This is a genomic window from Pseudomonas sp. CFII68 (assembly GCF_000416195.1).
GTDB classification, from domain to species: Bacteria; Pseudomonadota; Gammaproteobacteria; order Pseudomonadales; family Pseudomonadaceae; genus Aquipseudomonas; species Aquipseudomonas kilonensis.
This window is the reverse complement of sequence record NZ_ATLN01000092.1, coordinates 76431-90586: the sequence shown is the minus strand read 5'-3', so window position 1 is coordinate 90586 and position 14156 is coordinate 76431. Positions and strand designations below refer to the sequence as shown.

Here is a 14156-nt window from a genome sequence, read left to right as displayed (position 1 = left end):
AATCCAATGTGGGAGCGGGCTTGCTCGCGAAGAGGCCCGAACAGAACCCACACATTCTGGAATTATCATGAACCCCACCGAAAGCCTCAAGGATTACAAGCGCGTCCGTACGCTGGCGATCCGTTCGTTGTTCGAAATCATCGAGCAGTCCAGCGAAGGCACGGTGATTGTCGACCGTGACGCGAATATCGTCTGGATGAACGAACGCTACGCCCGCCGCTTCGGCCTGAACTCGGCGCAGGAGGCGATTGGCCGGGCGTGCGAAAGCGTGATTCCCGGCAGCCTGTTGCGTGAAGTGGTGCGCACCGGGCGCCCGATCCTGCTGGACATGCAGGACACGCCCAAGGAACCCCTGGTGGTGATGCGCCTGCCGATCCACGACAGCGCGGGTGCGGTGATCGGTGCCATCGGCTTTGCCTTGTTCGATGAATTGCGCAGCCTGTCGCCGATGCTCAAGCGCTACCTGAGCATGCAGGAAGAACTGGCCTCCACCCGCTCGCTGCTGCGGGCGCGCCAGACCAAGTACAACTTTGCCCATTTCATTGGCACCAGCAACGCCGGCCTTGAGGTCAAGCGCCGTGCCCGGCGCAGCGCCAGCGCCGATTCGCCGGTGCTGCTGCTCGGCGAAACCGGCACCGGCAAGGAACTGCTGGCCCAGGCCATCCACAGCGCTTCGCCGCGCGCCCACAAGGCGTTCGTCAGCATCAACAGCGCGGCGATTCCCGAGTCGCTGCTGGAAGCCGAATTCTTCGGCACCGCCCCGGGGGCCTTTACCGGGGCCGACCGCAAGGGCCGCGCCGGCAAACTGCAGATCGCCCAGGGCGGTACGCTGTTCCTCGACGAGATCGGTGACATGCCGCTGCCGCTGCAAAGCAAACTGCTGCGCGTGCTTCAGGAAAAGGAATACGAACCGGTGGGCTCCAATGAGGTGCTGCAAAGCGACGTGCGCATAATCGCCGCCACCTCCATGGACCTGGAAGCAGCGATCAAGCGCGGAGAGTTCCGCGCCGACCTGTATTACCGCCTCAACGTGTTGCCGATCCAGGTCCCGCCGTTGCGCGAGCGCCTGGAAGACTTGCCGGCCCTGAGCGAAGCGATCCTTGAAGAACTGCGCAGCCAGCATGAACTGAACCACGCCGCCCTCGACCTGCTGCGGCAACACGCCTGGCCGGGCAACATCCGCGAACTGCGCAACGTGCTGGAACGGGCCGCGCTGCTCAGCGATGACCTGGTGCTCACGGCGGCGGACATCCGCGCCGCCATCGGCACGTTCATACCGGTAACCCACACGGCAAGCCCGAGCCTGGAACCGTTGCCGCAAGAAACTTTCAGCGAGGCCCGGGCACGCTTCGACCGGCAGTTGATCGAAACCACCCTCGTGCAATGCGGGGGCAAAGTGGTTGAAGCGGCCGAGCGGTTGGGGTTGGGGAGGTCGACGCTGTACAAGAAAATGGTGGCGTTGGGGATTGCCGAGTCTCAATAGAGAGACTTTATTCTCAAAATATAGACTTGTGATTCTGGAGCGCTTTGCGCTCATCGCGAGCAAGCTCGCTCCCACAGGGGATTGGGGTTCTCCTGAAGTACGCGGACAACTGTGGGAGCGAGCTTGCTCGCGATGAGGCCCGCCCCCCCACAAAAATCTCGAAACAGAGACAAACCTCTCGTTACCGTCCCACAACCCCAAACAATTTCCTTATATTTCAGCCAGTTACACACCTGGCACAAAACTCGCTAAAGCCCCCTCCACAGCTTCACCACAACAATAACAATCCAGGAGACACACCATGAGTGTGATCATTGCCTTGGCAGCCCTCACGCTGCTGATGGTCGCCGCCTACCGTGGCTACAGCGTTATCCTCTTTGCCCCCATCGCCGCCCTCGGCGCCGTCCTGCTCACCGACCCGTCCGCCGTCGCCCCTGCCTTCACCGGGGTGTTCATGGAAAAAATGGTCGGCTTCATCAAACTGTATTTCCCGGTGTTCCTGCTCGGCGCGGTGTTCGGCAAATTGATCGAGCTGTCGGGGTTCTCCCGCTCCATCGTTGCCGCGGCGATTCGCTTGCTGGGGACGCGCCAGGCCATGCTGGTGATCGTGCTGGTCTGTGCCTTGCTGACCTATGGCGGTGTGTCGCTGTTCGTCGTGGTGTTCGCGGTGTACCCGTTCGCCGCCGAGATGTTCCGCCAGAGTAATATCCCCAAGCGCCTGATCCCGGCCACCATCGCCCTCGGCGCGTTCTCGTTCACCATGGACGCCCTGCCCGGCACGCCGCAGATCCAGAACATCATCCCCAGCACATTCTTCAACACAACCGCCTGGGCCGCACCCTGGCTGGGCGTGATCGGTACGATCTTCGTGTTCAGCCTCGGCATGCTGTTCCTGCAACGCCAGCGCAACAAGGCCCAGCGCGTGGGCGAAGGCTACGGCACCGAGTTGCGCAACGAGCCGGAAACCGCCGAAGACATCAAGCTGCCAAACCCCTGGATCGCCGTTTCGCCGCTGCTGGCGGTTGGGCTCATGAACCTGTTGTTCACCCAGTGGATTCCCCAGTGGTATGGCAAGACCCACAGCCTCGCGCTGCCAGGCATGACAGCCCCGGTCACCAGCGACATCGCCAAGCTCACCGCGATCTGGGCGGTGCAGGCGGCGTTGCTGGTGGGCATCATCATGGTCTTGCTGTTCGGTTTCCGGGCCATTCGCAGCAAACTGGCCGAAGGCAGCAAGAGCGCCGTGGGCGGTGCGTTGCTGGCGGCGATGAACACTGCGTCGGAATACGGCTTCGGCGCGGTCATCGCATCCTTGCCGGGTTTCCTGGTGCTGGCCGACTGGCTCAAGAGCATTCCCAACCCACTGGTCAACGAAGCGGTGACCGTCACGCTGTTGGCGGGCATCACCGGCTCCGCCTCGGGCGGCATGAGCATCGCTTTGGCGGCGATGTCTGAAACCTTTATCAGCGCCGCACACGCCGCCAACATTCCTCTGGAAGTGCTGCACCGAGTGGCCGCCATGGCCAGCGGCGGCATGGACACCCTGCCCCACAACGGCGCGGTGATTACCCTGCTGGCGGTGACCGGGCTGACCCACCGCGAAGCCTACAAAGACATTTTCTGCATTACGCTGATCAAGACCCTCGCGGTGTTCTTCGTGATCGGTGTGTTCTACGCCACTGGCATTGTGTGAGGTTCCCATGACAACCCCTCTTTCGGGCAAGACCGCCCTGGTCACCGGTTCTACCAGCGGCATCGGCCTGGGCATTGCCCTGAGCCTGGCCAAGGCCGGGGCCAATCTGATCCTCAACGGCTTTGGCGATGCCTCGGCGGTGATCGCCGAGGTGCAACAGTTCGGCGGCAAGGTCGGTCATCATCCAGCCGATGTCAGCGACCCAGCGCAGATCGCCGACATGCTCGCCTACGCCGAGCGCGAGTTCGGCGGCGTGGACATCCTGGTGAACAACGCCGGAATCCAGCACGTGGCCGCCGTGGAAGATTTCCCGGTGGAGCGCTGGGACTCGATCATTGCCATCAACCTGTCCTCGGTGTTCCACGCCACCCGCCTGAGCCTGCCGGGCATGCGTGCCAAGGGCTGGGGGCGGATTATCAACGTCGCCTCGGTGCACGGCCAGGTCGGCTCGGTGGGCAAGGCGGCGTATGTCGCGGCCAAGCATGGGGTGATTGGTCTGACCAAGGTGGTCGGCCTGGAAACCGCTACCAGCAACGTGACCTGCAACGCCATCTGCCCGGGCTGGGTGCTGACGCCGCTGGTGCAAAAACAGATCGATGATCGCATTGCCACCGGCGTCGATCCGCAACAGGCACAGCATGACCTGCTGGCCGAGAAACAGCCGTCCCTGGAATTCGTCACCCCGCCGCAACTGGGGGAACTGGTGCTGTTCCTGTGCAGCGAAGCCGGCAGCCAGGTGCGCGGCGCGGCGTGGAATATCGATGGTGGGTGGTTGGCTCAATAAACTCCTTGCGATCCCTTGTGGCGAGGGGATTTATCCCCTACTTGTGGGAGCAAGGCTTGCCCGCGATGCCCGCTCCGCGGTTTAACAGCAAAACCGCGTTTTCGTTCATCGCGGGCAAGCCTTGCTCCCACAGGCCTTGCTCCCACAGATAAATCCCCTCGCCACAAGATTGGGTCGCTCTATAGTTTGTGTGTACACAAAAAAACAAGAGGCACCCCATGTCCGACATCCTCTGGCAACCCAGCCCCGAACGCATCGCCCAGTCGCGCATGAACGCCTTTCGCCAGTTCGTCAACGCGCGGCATCACCTGCAACTGCATGACTACCCGGCTCTGCACGCCTGGAGCATCGATCAGCGCGAAGCCTTCTGGCAGGCCATTGTCGACTTCTTCGAGATTCGCTTTCACCAAGCCCCCGACGCGGTATTGGTGGAAGATTCGCAAATGCCCAGCGCCCAGTGGTTCCCTGGCGCCACGCTGAACTTCGCCGAGCACCTGCTGCGCCGCCGCGATGACGCCGTCGCGGTGGTGGCGCTCGACGAAAACGGCGACCAGGAACAACTGACCTGGGCCGAACTCGCCGCCCATGTCGCTGGCCTGCAAACAAGCCTGAAAGCCGCTGGCGTCACCCAGGGCGATCGAGTTGCCGCTTGCCTGCCCAACACCTGGCAGACGCTGGTCGGCATGCTCGCCACCACCAGCCTGGGCGCTATCTGGTCGTGCTCGTCACCGGACTTCGGTACCCAAGGCGTCATCGACCGGTTCGGCCAGATCGAACCCAAGGTGCTGATCACCTGCGCCGGTTATCGCTACGCTGGCAAGGTCATCGACCAGCAGGCCAAGGTCAATGAAATCCTCGAACGGCTACCATCGCTGCAGCAACTGATCGTGTTGCCTTATGCGCAGCCGGACGTGCGCGTCGAGGCATTCAAGACCTCGGCCGCTGTCGCGCTGTGGAACGACTTTTATCAAAGCGGTGGCGAACCGGAATTCGTCAGCGTGCCCTTCGACCACCCGCTGTACATCCTGTACTCCAGCGGCACCACTGGGGTGCCGAAGTGCATCGTCCATGGCACCGGTGGCGTGCTGCTGCAACACGTCAAGGAACATGGCCTGCACGTCGACCTCGGGCCCGAGGATCGGTTGTTCTACTACACGACCTGCGGTTGGATGATGTGGAACTGGCTGGTGTCGGCCCTCGCTGTGGGCAGCACGGTGGTGCTCTACGATGGTTCGCCGTTCCACCCCGGCCCCGAGCGCTTGCTGGATCTGATCGATCAGCAGCGCATCAGCGTCTTCGGCACCAGCCCCAAGTTCCTCGCCGCCCTGGAAAGCGAGGGCCTCAAGCCCCGCCAGACGCACCGTTTGGACAGCCTGAAAACCCTGCTCTCCACCGGTTCGGCGCTGGCGCCCCATAGCTACGATTACGTGTACCGCGACATCAAGGCCGATGTTTGCCTGGCCTCGATGTCCGGCGGCACCGACATTGTGTCCTGCTTCGTCAACGGCAACCCACTGTCGCCGGTGCGCCGGGGCGAGATGCAGGGCAAGAGCCTGGGCATGGCCGTGCAGGTCTGGAACGAGGCCGGCAATCCGGTCATCGGTGAAAAAGGTGAGTTGGTGTGCACCCGGCATTTCCCGGCAATGCCCATTGGTTTGTGGAACGACCCTCGGCAGGAAAAACTCCGCGCCTCCTACTTCGCCCAGTTTCCCGGCGTGTGGGCCCAAGGCGACTACGCCGAGGAACTGCCCCACGGCGGTTTCCTGATCCACGGACGCTCCGACGCCGTGCTCAACCCCGGCGGCGTGCGCATCGGCACGGCGGAAATCTATCGGCAGGTGGAAAAAGTCGAGCAGGTGCTGGACAGCGTCGCCATCGGCCAGCAATGGCAGGGCGATGTCCGGGTGGTGCTGTTCGTGCGCTTGCGCGAGGGTGTGACGCTGGATGAAGCCCTGGAGCATCGGATCCGCCAGGTCATCCGAGCCAACACCACGCCGCGTCATGTGCCGGCGAAGATCCTCGCGGTCAGTGATATTCCGCGAACCATCAGCGGCAAGGTGGTGGAGCTGGCGGTGCGCAATGTGGTGCATGGTGAGGTGGTGAAGAACACCGATGCCTTGGCCAACCCTGGGGCTTTGGAGCAGTTTCGGGATCGGCCGGAGCTGGCGAGCTGACCGTCAGGGCCTCAGACCTGTGGGGAGCAAAAACTTGTGGAGCAAAACACTTATGGGAGCAAAGCTTTGCTCCCACAGGTTTGCCTCCACAGGTTTTGCTTCCACAAGTGTTGTTCCCACAGAAGTACTCAATCCATAAGCCCCCACTCACCCGCCGCCGGATCGACCGGTGGCGCCGCCGCCCCCGACTCGCTATGCAACTTCAACCGCAACCGCAGGTTGTTCGCCGAGTCGGCATTTTTCAGCGCTTCTTCCTCATCGATGGCGCCCTCGACCACCAGGTTGAACAGCGCGTGATCGAAGGTTTGCATCCCCAGTTCCTCTGACTTTTCCATGATGCCCTTGAGCTCGCCGAGCTCGTTGCGCCGTATCAGGTCCGCCACCGTCGGCGAGCCCAGCATGACCTCCACCGCCGCTCGCCGCTGGCCGGTGCGGGTGCGCACCAGGCGCTGGGAGACGAACGCCTTGAGGTTGTTGCCCAGGTCATTGAGCAACTGCGGTCGACGTTCTTCCGGAAAAAAATTGATCACCCGGTCCAGGGCCTGGTTGGCGTTATGGGCATGCAAGGTGGAAATCACCAGGTGCCCGGTGTCGGCAAACGCCAAGGCATGCTCCATGGTTTCCCGGTCGCGGATTTCGCCGATCAGCACCACGTCCGGCGCCTGGCGCAGGGTGTTTTTCAGCGCCGCATGAAAACTGCGGGTGTCGACACCGACTTCCCGTTGATTGATGATGGATTTCTTGTGCCGATGGATATACTCCACCGGGTCTTCGATGGTGATGATATGGCCGCTGCTGTTGCGATTGCGGTAGTCGATCAGTGCCGCCAGGGAGGTCGACTTGCCCGAGCCTGTCGCACCGACGAACAGCATCAACCCCTGTTTCTGCATGATGGTGTCCAATAGCACCCGGGGCAGTTTCAGGTCTTCGAAACGCGGGATGTCCAGCTTGACGTTGCGGATCACCATGGACACGTCATTGCGCTGCTTGAAGATATTGACCCGGAACCGCCCGACGCCGGCCAGGGAGATCGCCAGGTTCATTTCCAACTCCCGATCGAACTCAAGGCGCTGTTCGGCGTCCATGAGAGACTCGGCGAGCCTGGCAATGTCGCCGACCTTGAACGCCTCGTTCCCCAAGGGCTTGATCACGCCCTCGAAACGCGCGCACGGTGGCGCACCCGTGGACATGTAAAGGTCGGAACCATTCTGGCTCGCCAGGATTCGCAACAACGGATCGATTTCCATGGACTGAAACTTCCGCGAGACATCAATGAAACAAGCTGAGCCGAACATGAAACCCTTCAGCCCCACCCGCACTTACCTTCCTCACAGGATAGTAGACCCCGTGGTCCAGACACGACAGCCAGGGATTGTGTGATGAGCGCGACACCCACCGGCAGCGATACACAGCGCCTGGTCAGCCAGGTGGACTGGGGGCAGACCCCGCTGGGCACTGCCCGGAACTGGCCCCAGAGCCTGCGCACCGCCGTGGACATCGTGCTCCATTCGCCCATGCCGATGGCCTTGCTGTGGGGACCGCAGCTGACCCATCTCTACAACGACGCCTTCGCCCGACTGGCCGGTGACAAACATCCCCGGGCGTTCGGCCAGCCGACCCATGCAGCATGGCCCGAACTCAAAGGAACGAGCGAAGGGATTTATCACCGCGTGTTGCAAGGCCAGACGCACACCTGCCGCGATCAACTCTGGCGCGTGCCTTTCGCCGGCCGCCTCTGCGACGTCTGGCTGGACCTGACCTACAGCCCGGTGCGCGACGAAAGCGCCAGCGTCGCCGGCATCCTGGTCACCGCCATCGAGACCAGCGAACGACGCCGCCTGGCCATGGAGTTCGAACGGCGCTCCGAGGCCAGCCTCAAGGCCCAGCACGAAAGCGAAGAACGCCTGCAACTGGCCCTGGCCGCCGCCGACGCACTGGGCACCTGGGATTGGGACATCAGCGAAGACCGCTTTATTGCCGACGCGCATTTCGCCCTGTTGCATGGCGTCGATCCCAGCCTGTCGCGCCAACTGCCCATCAGCGCCTACCTCGAAGGCGTGCACCCCGAGGACCGGGCGATGGTTGCCCGCAGCATCAAGCACTGCATCACCCATGGCACTGAATACGCCGAAGAGTACCGACTGTTGCAGCCCGACGATGAATTACGCTGGGTGTACGTACGCGGCCGTTGCTACAAGGACCGCCACGGCCGGCCCAAGCGTTTTCTTGGCGCGGCCCTGGACCTGACCGAACGCAAGCGCACCGAGCAAGCCCTGCGTCAGAGCCAGACCGAACTGCAGCTGATCATCAATGCCATGCCGATCCTCATCAGCTACGTGGACCGCGAGGAGCGGTTCCGGCTGAACAACAGCGCCTACCTGGACTGGTACGGCATGACCCCGCAGGAGCTCTACGGCAAGACCATCCGCGAAGTGCTCGGCGATGAGGCCTATGCCGCCCGCGCCCAACAGATCGCCGACGCCCTGGCCGGCAAGCCGTGCAGCTTCACCGTGCAGATGGACCATCGCGACGGTCGCCCGCGCCATTCACTGATCAACTACTTGCCTCGCCACGGGGCGGATGGGGCGGTGAACGGCTTCTACATCTTCGTGATCGACGAAACCGAGAGCCGCAAAACCGAGGAAGCCCTGCGCAATCTCAATGAAACACTGGAGGAACGGGTCATCGCCCGGACCCAGCAACTGGCCGAAGCCAACCACCGCCTGCAAAGCGAAATGTTCGAACGCGAGCGCGCCGAAGAAGCCCTGCGTCATGCGCAGAAAATGGAGGCCGTGGGCCAACTCACCGGCGGCATTGCCCATGACTTCAACAACATGCTCACCGGCATCCTCGGCAGCCTCGACCTGATGCAACGCTACATCGCCGCCGGCCGCACCGCCGAGATCGGCCGCTTCACCGAAGCGGCGGTGTCGTCGGCCAACCGTGCCGCGGCCCTGACCCATCGGCTGCTGGCGTTTTCCCGCCGCCAGTCCCTGGACCGCAAACCACTGGACGCCAATGAGCTGGTGTGTTCGCTGGAAGACCTGCTGAGCCGCACCACTGGCGATCACATCGTGCTGCGGCTGCAACTGACCCACGAGCTGTGGTCGGTCAGCACCGATGCCAGCCAGTTGGAAAATGCCCTGCTCAACCTGGTGATCAACGCCCGCGATGCGATGCCCGAGGGCGGCGAATTGATCGTCGAAACCGCCAACGTCTATCTCGACGGCACTGACATCAACAGCCTGGAACCGGTCAAGGCCGGTGACTACGTGATGATTGCCGTCAGCGACAACGGCAGCGGCATGACCCCCGCAGTGCTGGCCAAGGCCTTCGACCCGTTCTTCACCACCAAACCCATCGGCCAGGGCACCGGCCTGGGCTTGTCGATGATCTATGGGTTTGCCCAACAGTCGGGTGGGCACCTCAACCTCGACAGTGTGCCGGGCCAGGGCACGCGGGTGCAGTTGTACCTGCCGCGCCTGCACGTTGCGCCGGCTCAACAACCCGCCACGCCGGAGACGGTCGACGTACCGCCGGCCATCGCCGGGGAAACGGTGTTGCTGGTGGAAGATGAACCCGCCGTGCGCATGCTGGTGCTCGACCTGTTGAAGACCTTGGGCTACACCGCCCTTGAGGCCCAGGACGCCGTGACGGCCCTGCCCTTGCTGGAATCGGACCAGCGCATCGACCTGTTGGTGACCGATGTCGGGCTGCCGGGCATGAATGGCCGGCAACTGGCGGAAATCGCCCGCCAGCACCGCCCGGGGCTGAAAGTGCTGTTCATGACCGGCTACGCGCAGAAAGCCGCCGAACGCCAGGGGTTCCTCGACCCGGGCATGGACATGGTCGCCAAGCCCTTCACCCTCGATCTACTGGCCAACAAGATTCGGACGATGATCAACCATGGCCGCTGACTTGAGGCATAATCGCCGCCCCGTCGCACCGTTCAGGTCACCGCAGCAATGAAAGCCCAAGCCCGCCATATCCTGGTGAAAACCGCCGAAGAAGCCGAACAGCTCAAGCAACGCATCGCCAAGGGCGAAGCCTTCGATGTGCTGGCCAAGAAATACTCCACCTGCCCCTCGGGCAAACGCGGTGGCGACCTGGGTGAAGTAAGGCCGGGGCAGATGGTCGGGGTGATCGATGCGGTGATTTTCAAGAAGCCGCTGCGGGTGGTGCATGGGCCGATCAAGAGCAAGTTCGGCTATCACCTGGTGCAGGTGTTCTACCGGGATTGATCGGTCACTTTGTCAGCGAAGCCTGTCTGTGGAAACAAAGCTTGCCTGTGGGAGCAAAGCTTTGCTCCCACAGGCCAGCTTTGCTCCCACAGGTGTACATCGATTCCCCCGATCAGTCCTTGGGCATCAACGCCCCCGGCACCTGGATCACCCGGCTCGCCAACCGATGCCCCGCCTCGGCCGCTTCCACCGGGCTACCGCCCAGCAAACGACTCGCCAGGTACGCGGCGCTGAAGGAATCCCCCGCCGCCGTGGTGTCCACAACGCGCTCGACCCGCAGGGCGGGCACCTCATAGGACTGGTCGTCGCAACGAATCAGGCAGGCCTCGGCACCGCGCTTGAGCACCACCTCGGGCGTGCCGAGCTGCCCATAGGCGGCGAACACCGCTTCGCTGTCGGCATGACCGAACAATGCCTGTTCGTCTTCCACGGTCAACAGCGCCAGCTCCACGTAAGGCAGCACGCTGCGATACGCCGCCCGCGCCGCCTCGTTCGAGGCCCAGAGCCTTGGCCGGAAATTATTGTCGAACACCACCAGCGCCCCGCGCCGACGGGCTTCGACCAAGGTTTCAATGAGTTTGCCACGCCCCTGCTCGCCGAGCACCGCCAGGGTCACGCCGCTGAAATACAGCACATCGTAATCCAGCAACGCGGCCAGGATCGGCGCGGCGGCCGGAGTGGTAAAGCAATCACGCACCGCCGCCTCGTTGCGCCAGTAGAGGAAGCGCCGCTCACCCGCCGCATCGGTCTGGATGCAATACAGGCCCGGCAAGCGACCGGGCAAGCGCTGGACCCTCTGCAGCCCGATGTTTTCTTCGGCCCAGCGCTCACACATGGCATCGCTGAAACTGTCGTCGCCCAGGGCGGTGACATAATCCACCACGCCGCTGTCGCCCAAGGACCGGGACAGGTACACCGCCGTATTCAGGGTGTCGCCGCCGAAGCTTTGCAGCAGACTGCCGTCGGCGCGTTGTTGCAGTTCGATCATGCATTCGCCGATCAGGGCGATGCGGGGTTTGGGGTTGCTCATGGATGCTCCTGATAATTCAGCGGTGTCTGGCAGGCCGCTATCGCGGGCAAGCCTTGCTCCCACAGGGGATCTTGGGTAAACACCCATTTTGTGTTCACAGTCGATCAATGTGGGAGCAAGGCTTGCCCGCGATAGCCGCAACTCGGTTCAAAGGCTAGAAACAAGTCTCCATGCTCTCGACCACCCGCAACTGCTCATCCACCAGGCACCCCACTCGCCACTTGTCGAACGTCAGGCACGGATGTGAAGTACCGAACGAGATGATGTCCCCGACCCGCAACTCAACCTCCGCCGCTACCGTCATGAACGCATGCTGGTCCATCACCGCCGTCACCTTGCAGCCACTCACATCGTCACCCGCCACCGCGTCCGATCCGGGCTGGTAGCGCTTGAGCGGCACCGGCAATCCGGCGTCGTAGGCCACGTCGCGCTTGCCCAGGGCGATCACCGCGAAGCCCGGCTCCGGCAGCGACTGCACGTGGGCCCAGACTTCCATGGCGGGGAGCAGGCCTTCGTGCAGGTCGCTGCGGCGCTCCAGTACGCAGCACTGGGCCTCTTTGTAGATGCCATGGTCATGGGCCACGTAGCTGCCGGGGCGCAGCACGCTAAGGAAACGCCCGTGGGCATTCTGGGCTTCGAAAGATTCGGCGATCAGGTCGTACCAGGCCGACCCCGAGGCGGTGATGATCGGTTTGTCGATGGCAAAGGCACCGTTGTCCTGCAACTGCACCGCCAGCCGTACCAACGATGCCGCGAATGCACGGATGCCGCTGATGGCGTGGTCACCGTGGATCACCCCTTCGTAGCCTTCGATACCGGTCAACGCCAGCGCCGGTTGACCCCGGATCGCCTCGGCCAGGGCCAACACCTCAGCCTCGGTCCGGCAGCCACACCGACCACCGACCACGCCGTACTCGATCATCACATTGAGCCGCACGCCGCGAGAGGCGAAGTAATCGCCCAGGTCAGCGACGCTGTCCGGATGATCGACCAGGCAGTGGAATTCGAACGCCGGGTCGGCGAGCAAATCGGCGATCAGCGCCAGGTTCGGCGTGCCCACCAATTGGTTGGCCATCAACACCCGGCGCACGCCATGGGCGTAAGCGGCACGGGTCTGCACGGCGCTGGCAAGGGTCAGGCCCCAGGCGCCGGCCTCCAGTTGCCGGCGAAACAGCGCGGGGGTCATGCTGGTCTTGCCGTGGGGCGCCAGTTCGGCACCGCTGCGGGTGACGAAATCTTGCATCCAGCGGATGTTGTGCTCCAGGGCCGCGCGGTGCAGCACCAATGCCGGCAGGCTGACGTCCCGTAGCAGGTGGGCGCCGACGGTGGCGGCGCCCTTCTCGACGCCGGCATTAAGGATGGCAGAAGACATGTTCGAACTCCTCGCACACGACCGCTAGCAGCCGTTGCTGTCTATTCATTGATACGACGGGCCAGGTGGTTGGCGCTTTCGATCAGCACCCGGCGGTAGTCGGCGTAATTGTTCTTGGCGTCGGCCCGTGGGGCGACGATGCACAGGGTGGCGATGGCCACGCCATTCGGGTCTTTGACCGGTGCGGCGAAGCAGTGGGTGAAGGTGTCGGCGACGCTGTCGAAGGAGAAAAACCCATCAAGGCCGGCCTGGCGGATTTCCTTGAGGAATTGCTCCAGGGGCAGGCGCTCGCCGTCCGGCAGGATGAAGTCATCGGGGTCGATCAGGTCGACGATCTGCTGGTCACTCAGATGCGCCAGCAGCAGGCGTCCGGACGCCGTCCACGGGATCGGCGCGTTTTCACCGATGTCCGATGAAATGCGGAAATGCCGCTCGCCTTCCTTCATCAGCGCGACGGTGTATTTGCGCCCGTTGAGCAGGCACATCTGCGCCGTTTCCCGGGTCTGGCGCACGATCTCCTGCAAGGCCTGGTCAGCCTCGCGGCTCAGGTCGAAATGCCGCAGGTGCGCCTGCCCGAGAAAGTACAACTGGCGGCCCAGGTAGACATGGCCTTCCTTGCCCACCGGCTCGAGGATGCGCCGCTCCAGCAGCGACGCCACCAGTTCATAGACCGTGGACTTGGGGCTGCCGATGCCGCTGGCAATATCGTTCGGGCGCAGCGGCTGGCCGATTTCCTTGAGGAAATCGAGGATATCGAACGCCCGATCCAGTCCCCGGGCCCGGCGTTTGATGGTGTCTTCGGTCATGTCTTTGGTTCCCATTCAGTTGGCCGGGAGTTTAACCAGACTGCTGCGCCGCCTGATAGATCGCTATCGCGGGCAAGCCATGCTCCCACAGAAGAATGCGTTCCCTTGTGGGAGCAAGGCTTGCCCGCGATGAGCCCCCGTGGTTCAGGCCTTTTTCTTGTAGGCGACGCAATCGATCTCGACCTTGCAATCGACCATCATGCTCGCCTGCACGCAGGCCCTGGCCGGGGCGTGTTCCGGGCTGAAGTACTCGCCGAAGACCTTGTTGAAACTCCAGAAATCCCGCGGGTCTTCCAGCCACACGCCGCAGCGCACCACATCTTCCAGGCCGTATCCGGCCTCCTCGAGAATGGCGACCAGGTTCCTCATGGTCTGGTGAGTCTGCTCGACGATCCCGCCGACAATGATCTCGCCGTTCACCGCCGGCACCTGGCCAGACACGTGCAGCCAGCCATCGGCTTCCACGGCGCGGGCAAATGGCCGAGGCTGACCTCCACCTGCGGTGCTGCCGGTGCCGTAGCGCGTAATGCTCATGGGTTATCTCCTTCTTGAATCGATTGAAAGCTGAATGGA

The 14156-nt window shown here is 63.0% G+C and carries 11 protein-coding genes; 6 read left to right on the top strand and 5 right to left on the bottom strand.

Annotated features, from left to right (window positions below):
- Positions 1-67: 67 nt before the first annotated feature.
- The 4 genes from CFII68_RS12265 (at position 68) to CFII68_RS12285 (ending at position 6134) form a co-directional block, all read left to right on the top strand.
- The gene (locus tag CFII68_RS12265) at positions 68-1483 is read left to right on the top strand and encodes a sigma-54-dependent Fis family transcriptional regulator (RefSeq protein ID WP_018608046.1); all 1416 of its coding nucleotides are present in this window, start codon (positions 68-70) and stop codon (positions 1481-1483) included.
- Between the two features lie 301 nt (positions 1484-1784).
- The gene (locus tag CFII68_RS12270; RefSeq protein WP_018608044.1) at positions 1785-3176 is read left to right on the top strand and encodes a GntP family permease; all 1392 of its coding nucleotides are present in this window, start codon (positions 1785-1787) and stop codon (positions 3174-3176) included.
- Between the two features lie 7 nt (positions 3177-3183).
- Entirely contained in the window at positions 3184-3960 is a 777-nt protein-coding gene (locus CFII68_RS12275) for a 3-hydroxybutyrate dehydrogenase (protein WP_018608042.1), read from the top strand.
- Positions 3961-4178: 218 nt separating this feature from the next.
- Complete coding sequence (locus CFII68_RS12285) at positions 4179-6134, top strand: acetoacetate--CoA ligase (RefSeq protein ID WP_018608038.1); 1956 nt, start codon at positions 4179-4181, stop codon at positions 6132-6134.
- 128 nt (positions 6135-6262) lie between these two features.
- Here the strand turns inward: CFII68_RS12285 and CFII68_RS12290 are convergent, their stop codons facing one another.
- Entirely contained in the window at positions 6263-7381 is a 1119-nt protein-coding gene (locus CFII68_RS12290; RefSeq protein WP_033062680.1) for a PilT/PilU family type 4a pilus ATPase, read from the bottom strand.
- A 132-nt stretch (positions 7382-7513) separates the two neighbouring features.
- Here CFII68_RS12290 and CFII68_RS12295 point away from each other — a divergent pair, with 132 nt between their 5' ends.
- Together CFII68_RS12295 and CFII68_RS12300 are read left to right on the top strand one after the other, a co-directional pair.
- Positions 7514-10051, top strand: a complete 2538-nt coding sequence (locus CFII68_RS12295; RefSeq protein ID WP_018608034.1) for a PAS domain-containing sensor histidine kinase — start codon at positions 7514-7516, stop codon at positions 10049-10051.
- Positions 10052-10099: 48 nt separating this feature from the next.
- On the top strand, positions 10100-10375 hold the full coding sequence (locus CFII68_RS12300; protein ID WP_003182808.1) for a peptidylprolyl isomerase: 276 nt from the start codon (positions 10100-10102) through the stop codon (positions 10373-10375).
- Between the two features lie 112 nt (positions 10376-10487).
- On the opposite strand, the gene CFII68_RS12305 is transcribed toward CFII68_RS12300, so the two are convergent.
- The 4 genes from CFII68_RS12305 to CFII68_RS12320 form a co-directional block, all read right to left on the bottom strand.
- Positions 10488-11405, bottom strand: coding sequence for a sugar kinase (locus CFII68_RS12305; protein WP_018608031.1), 918 nt, complete (start codon positions 11403-11405; stop codon positions 10488-10490).
- Between the two features lie 154 nt (positions 11406-11559).
- Complete coding sequence (locus tag CFII68_RS12310) at positions 11560-12777, bottom strand: amino acid deaminase (protein WP_018608029.1); 1218 nt, start codon at positions 12775-12777, stop codon at positions 11560-11562.
- Between the two features lie 41 nt (positions 12778-12818).
- Positions 12819-13583, bottom strand: a complete 765-nt coding sequence (locus CFII68_RS12315) for an IclR family transcriptional regulator (RefSeq protein ID WP_018608027.1) — start codon at positions 13581-13583, stop codon at positions 12819-12821.
- Positions 13584-13727: 144 nt separating this feature from the next.
- The gene (locus tag CFII68_RS12320) at positions 13728-14117 is read right to left on the bottom strand and encodes a RidA family protein (RefSeq protein ID WP_018608024.1); all 390 of its coding nucleotides are present in this window, start codon (positions 14115-14117) and stop codon (positions 13728-13730) included.
- Positions 14118-14156: the final 39 nt, after the last annotated feature.

What these genes read in the sequence shown, in the direction of transcription:
- CFII68_RS12265 (WP_018608046.1), top strand. Translation starts at nt 68, where the DNA reads ATGAACCCCACCGAAAGCCTCAAGGATTACAAGCGCGTCCGTACGCTG.
- CFII68_RS12270 (WP_018608044.1), top strand. Translation starts at nt 1,785, where the DNA reads ATGAGTGTGATCATTGCCTTGGCAGCCCTCACGCTGCTGATGGTCGCC.
- CFII68_RS12275 (WP_018608042.1), top strand. Translation starts at nt 3,184, where the DNA reads ATGACAACCCCTCTTTCGGGCAAGACCGCCCTGGTCACCGGTTCTACC.
- CFII68_RS12285 (WP_018608038.1), top strand. Translation starts at nt 4,179, where the DNA reads ATGTCCGACATCCTCTGGCAACCCAGCCCCGAACGCATCGCCCAGTCG.
- CFII68_RS12290 (WP_033062680.1), bottom strand. Translation starts at nt 7,381, where the DNA reads ATGGAAATCGATCCGTTGTTGCGAATCCTGGCGAGCCAGAATGGTTCC.
- CFII68_RS12295 (WP_018608034.1), top strand. Translation starts at nt 7,514, where the DNA reads ATGAGCGCGACACCCACCGGCAGCGATACACAGCGCCTGGTCAGCCAG.
- CFII68_RS12300 (WP_003182808.1), top strand. Translation starts at nt 10,100, where the DNA reads ATGAAAGCCCAAGCCCGCCATATCCTGGTGAAAACCGCCGAAGAAGCC.
- CFII68_RS12305 (WP_018608031.1), bottom strand. Translation starts at nt 11,405, where the DNA reads ATGAGCAACCCCAAACCCCGCATCGCCCTGATCGGCGAATGCATGATC.
- CFII68_RS12310 (WP_018608029.1), bottom strand. Translation starts at nt 12,777, where the DNA reads ATGTCTTCTGCCATCCTTAATGCCGGCGTCGAGAAGGGCGCCGCCACC.
- CFII68_RS12315 (WP_018608027.1), bottom strand. Translation starts at nt 13,583, where the DNA reads ATGACCGAAGACACCATCAAACGCCGGGCCCGGGGACTGGATCGGGCG.
- CFII68_RS12320 (WP_018608024.1), bottom strand. Translation starts at nt 14,117, where the DNA reads ATGAGCATTACGCGCTACGGCACCGGCAGCACCGCAGGTGGAGGTCAG.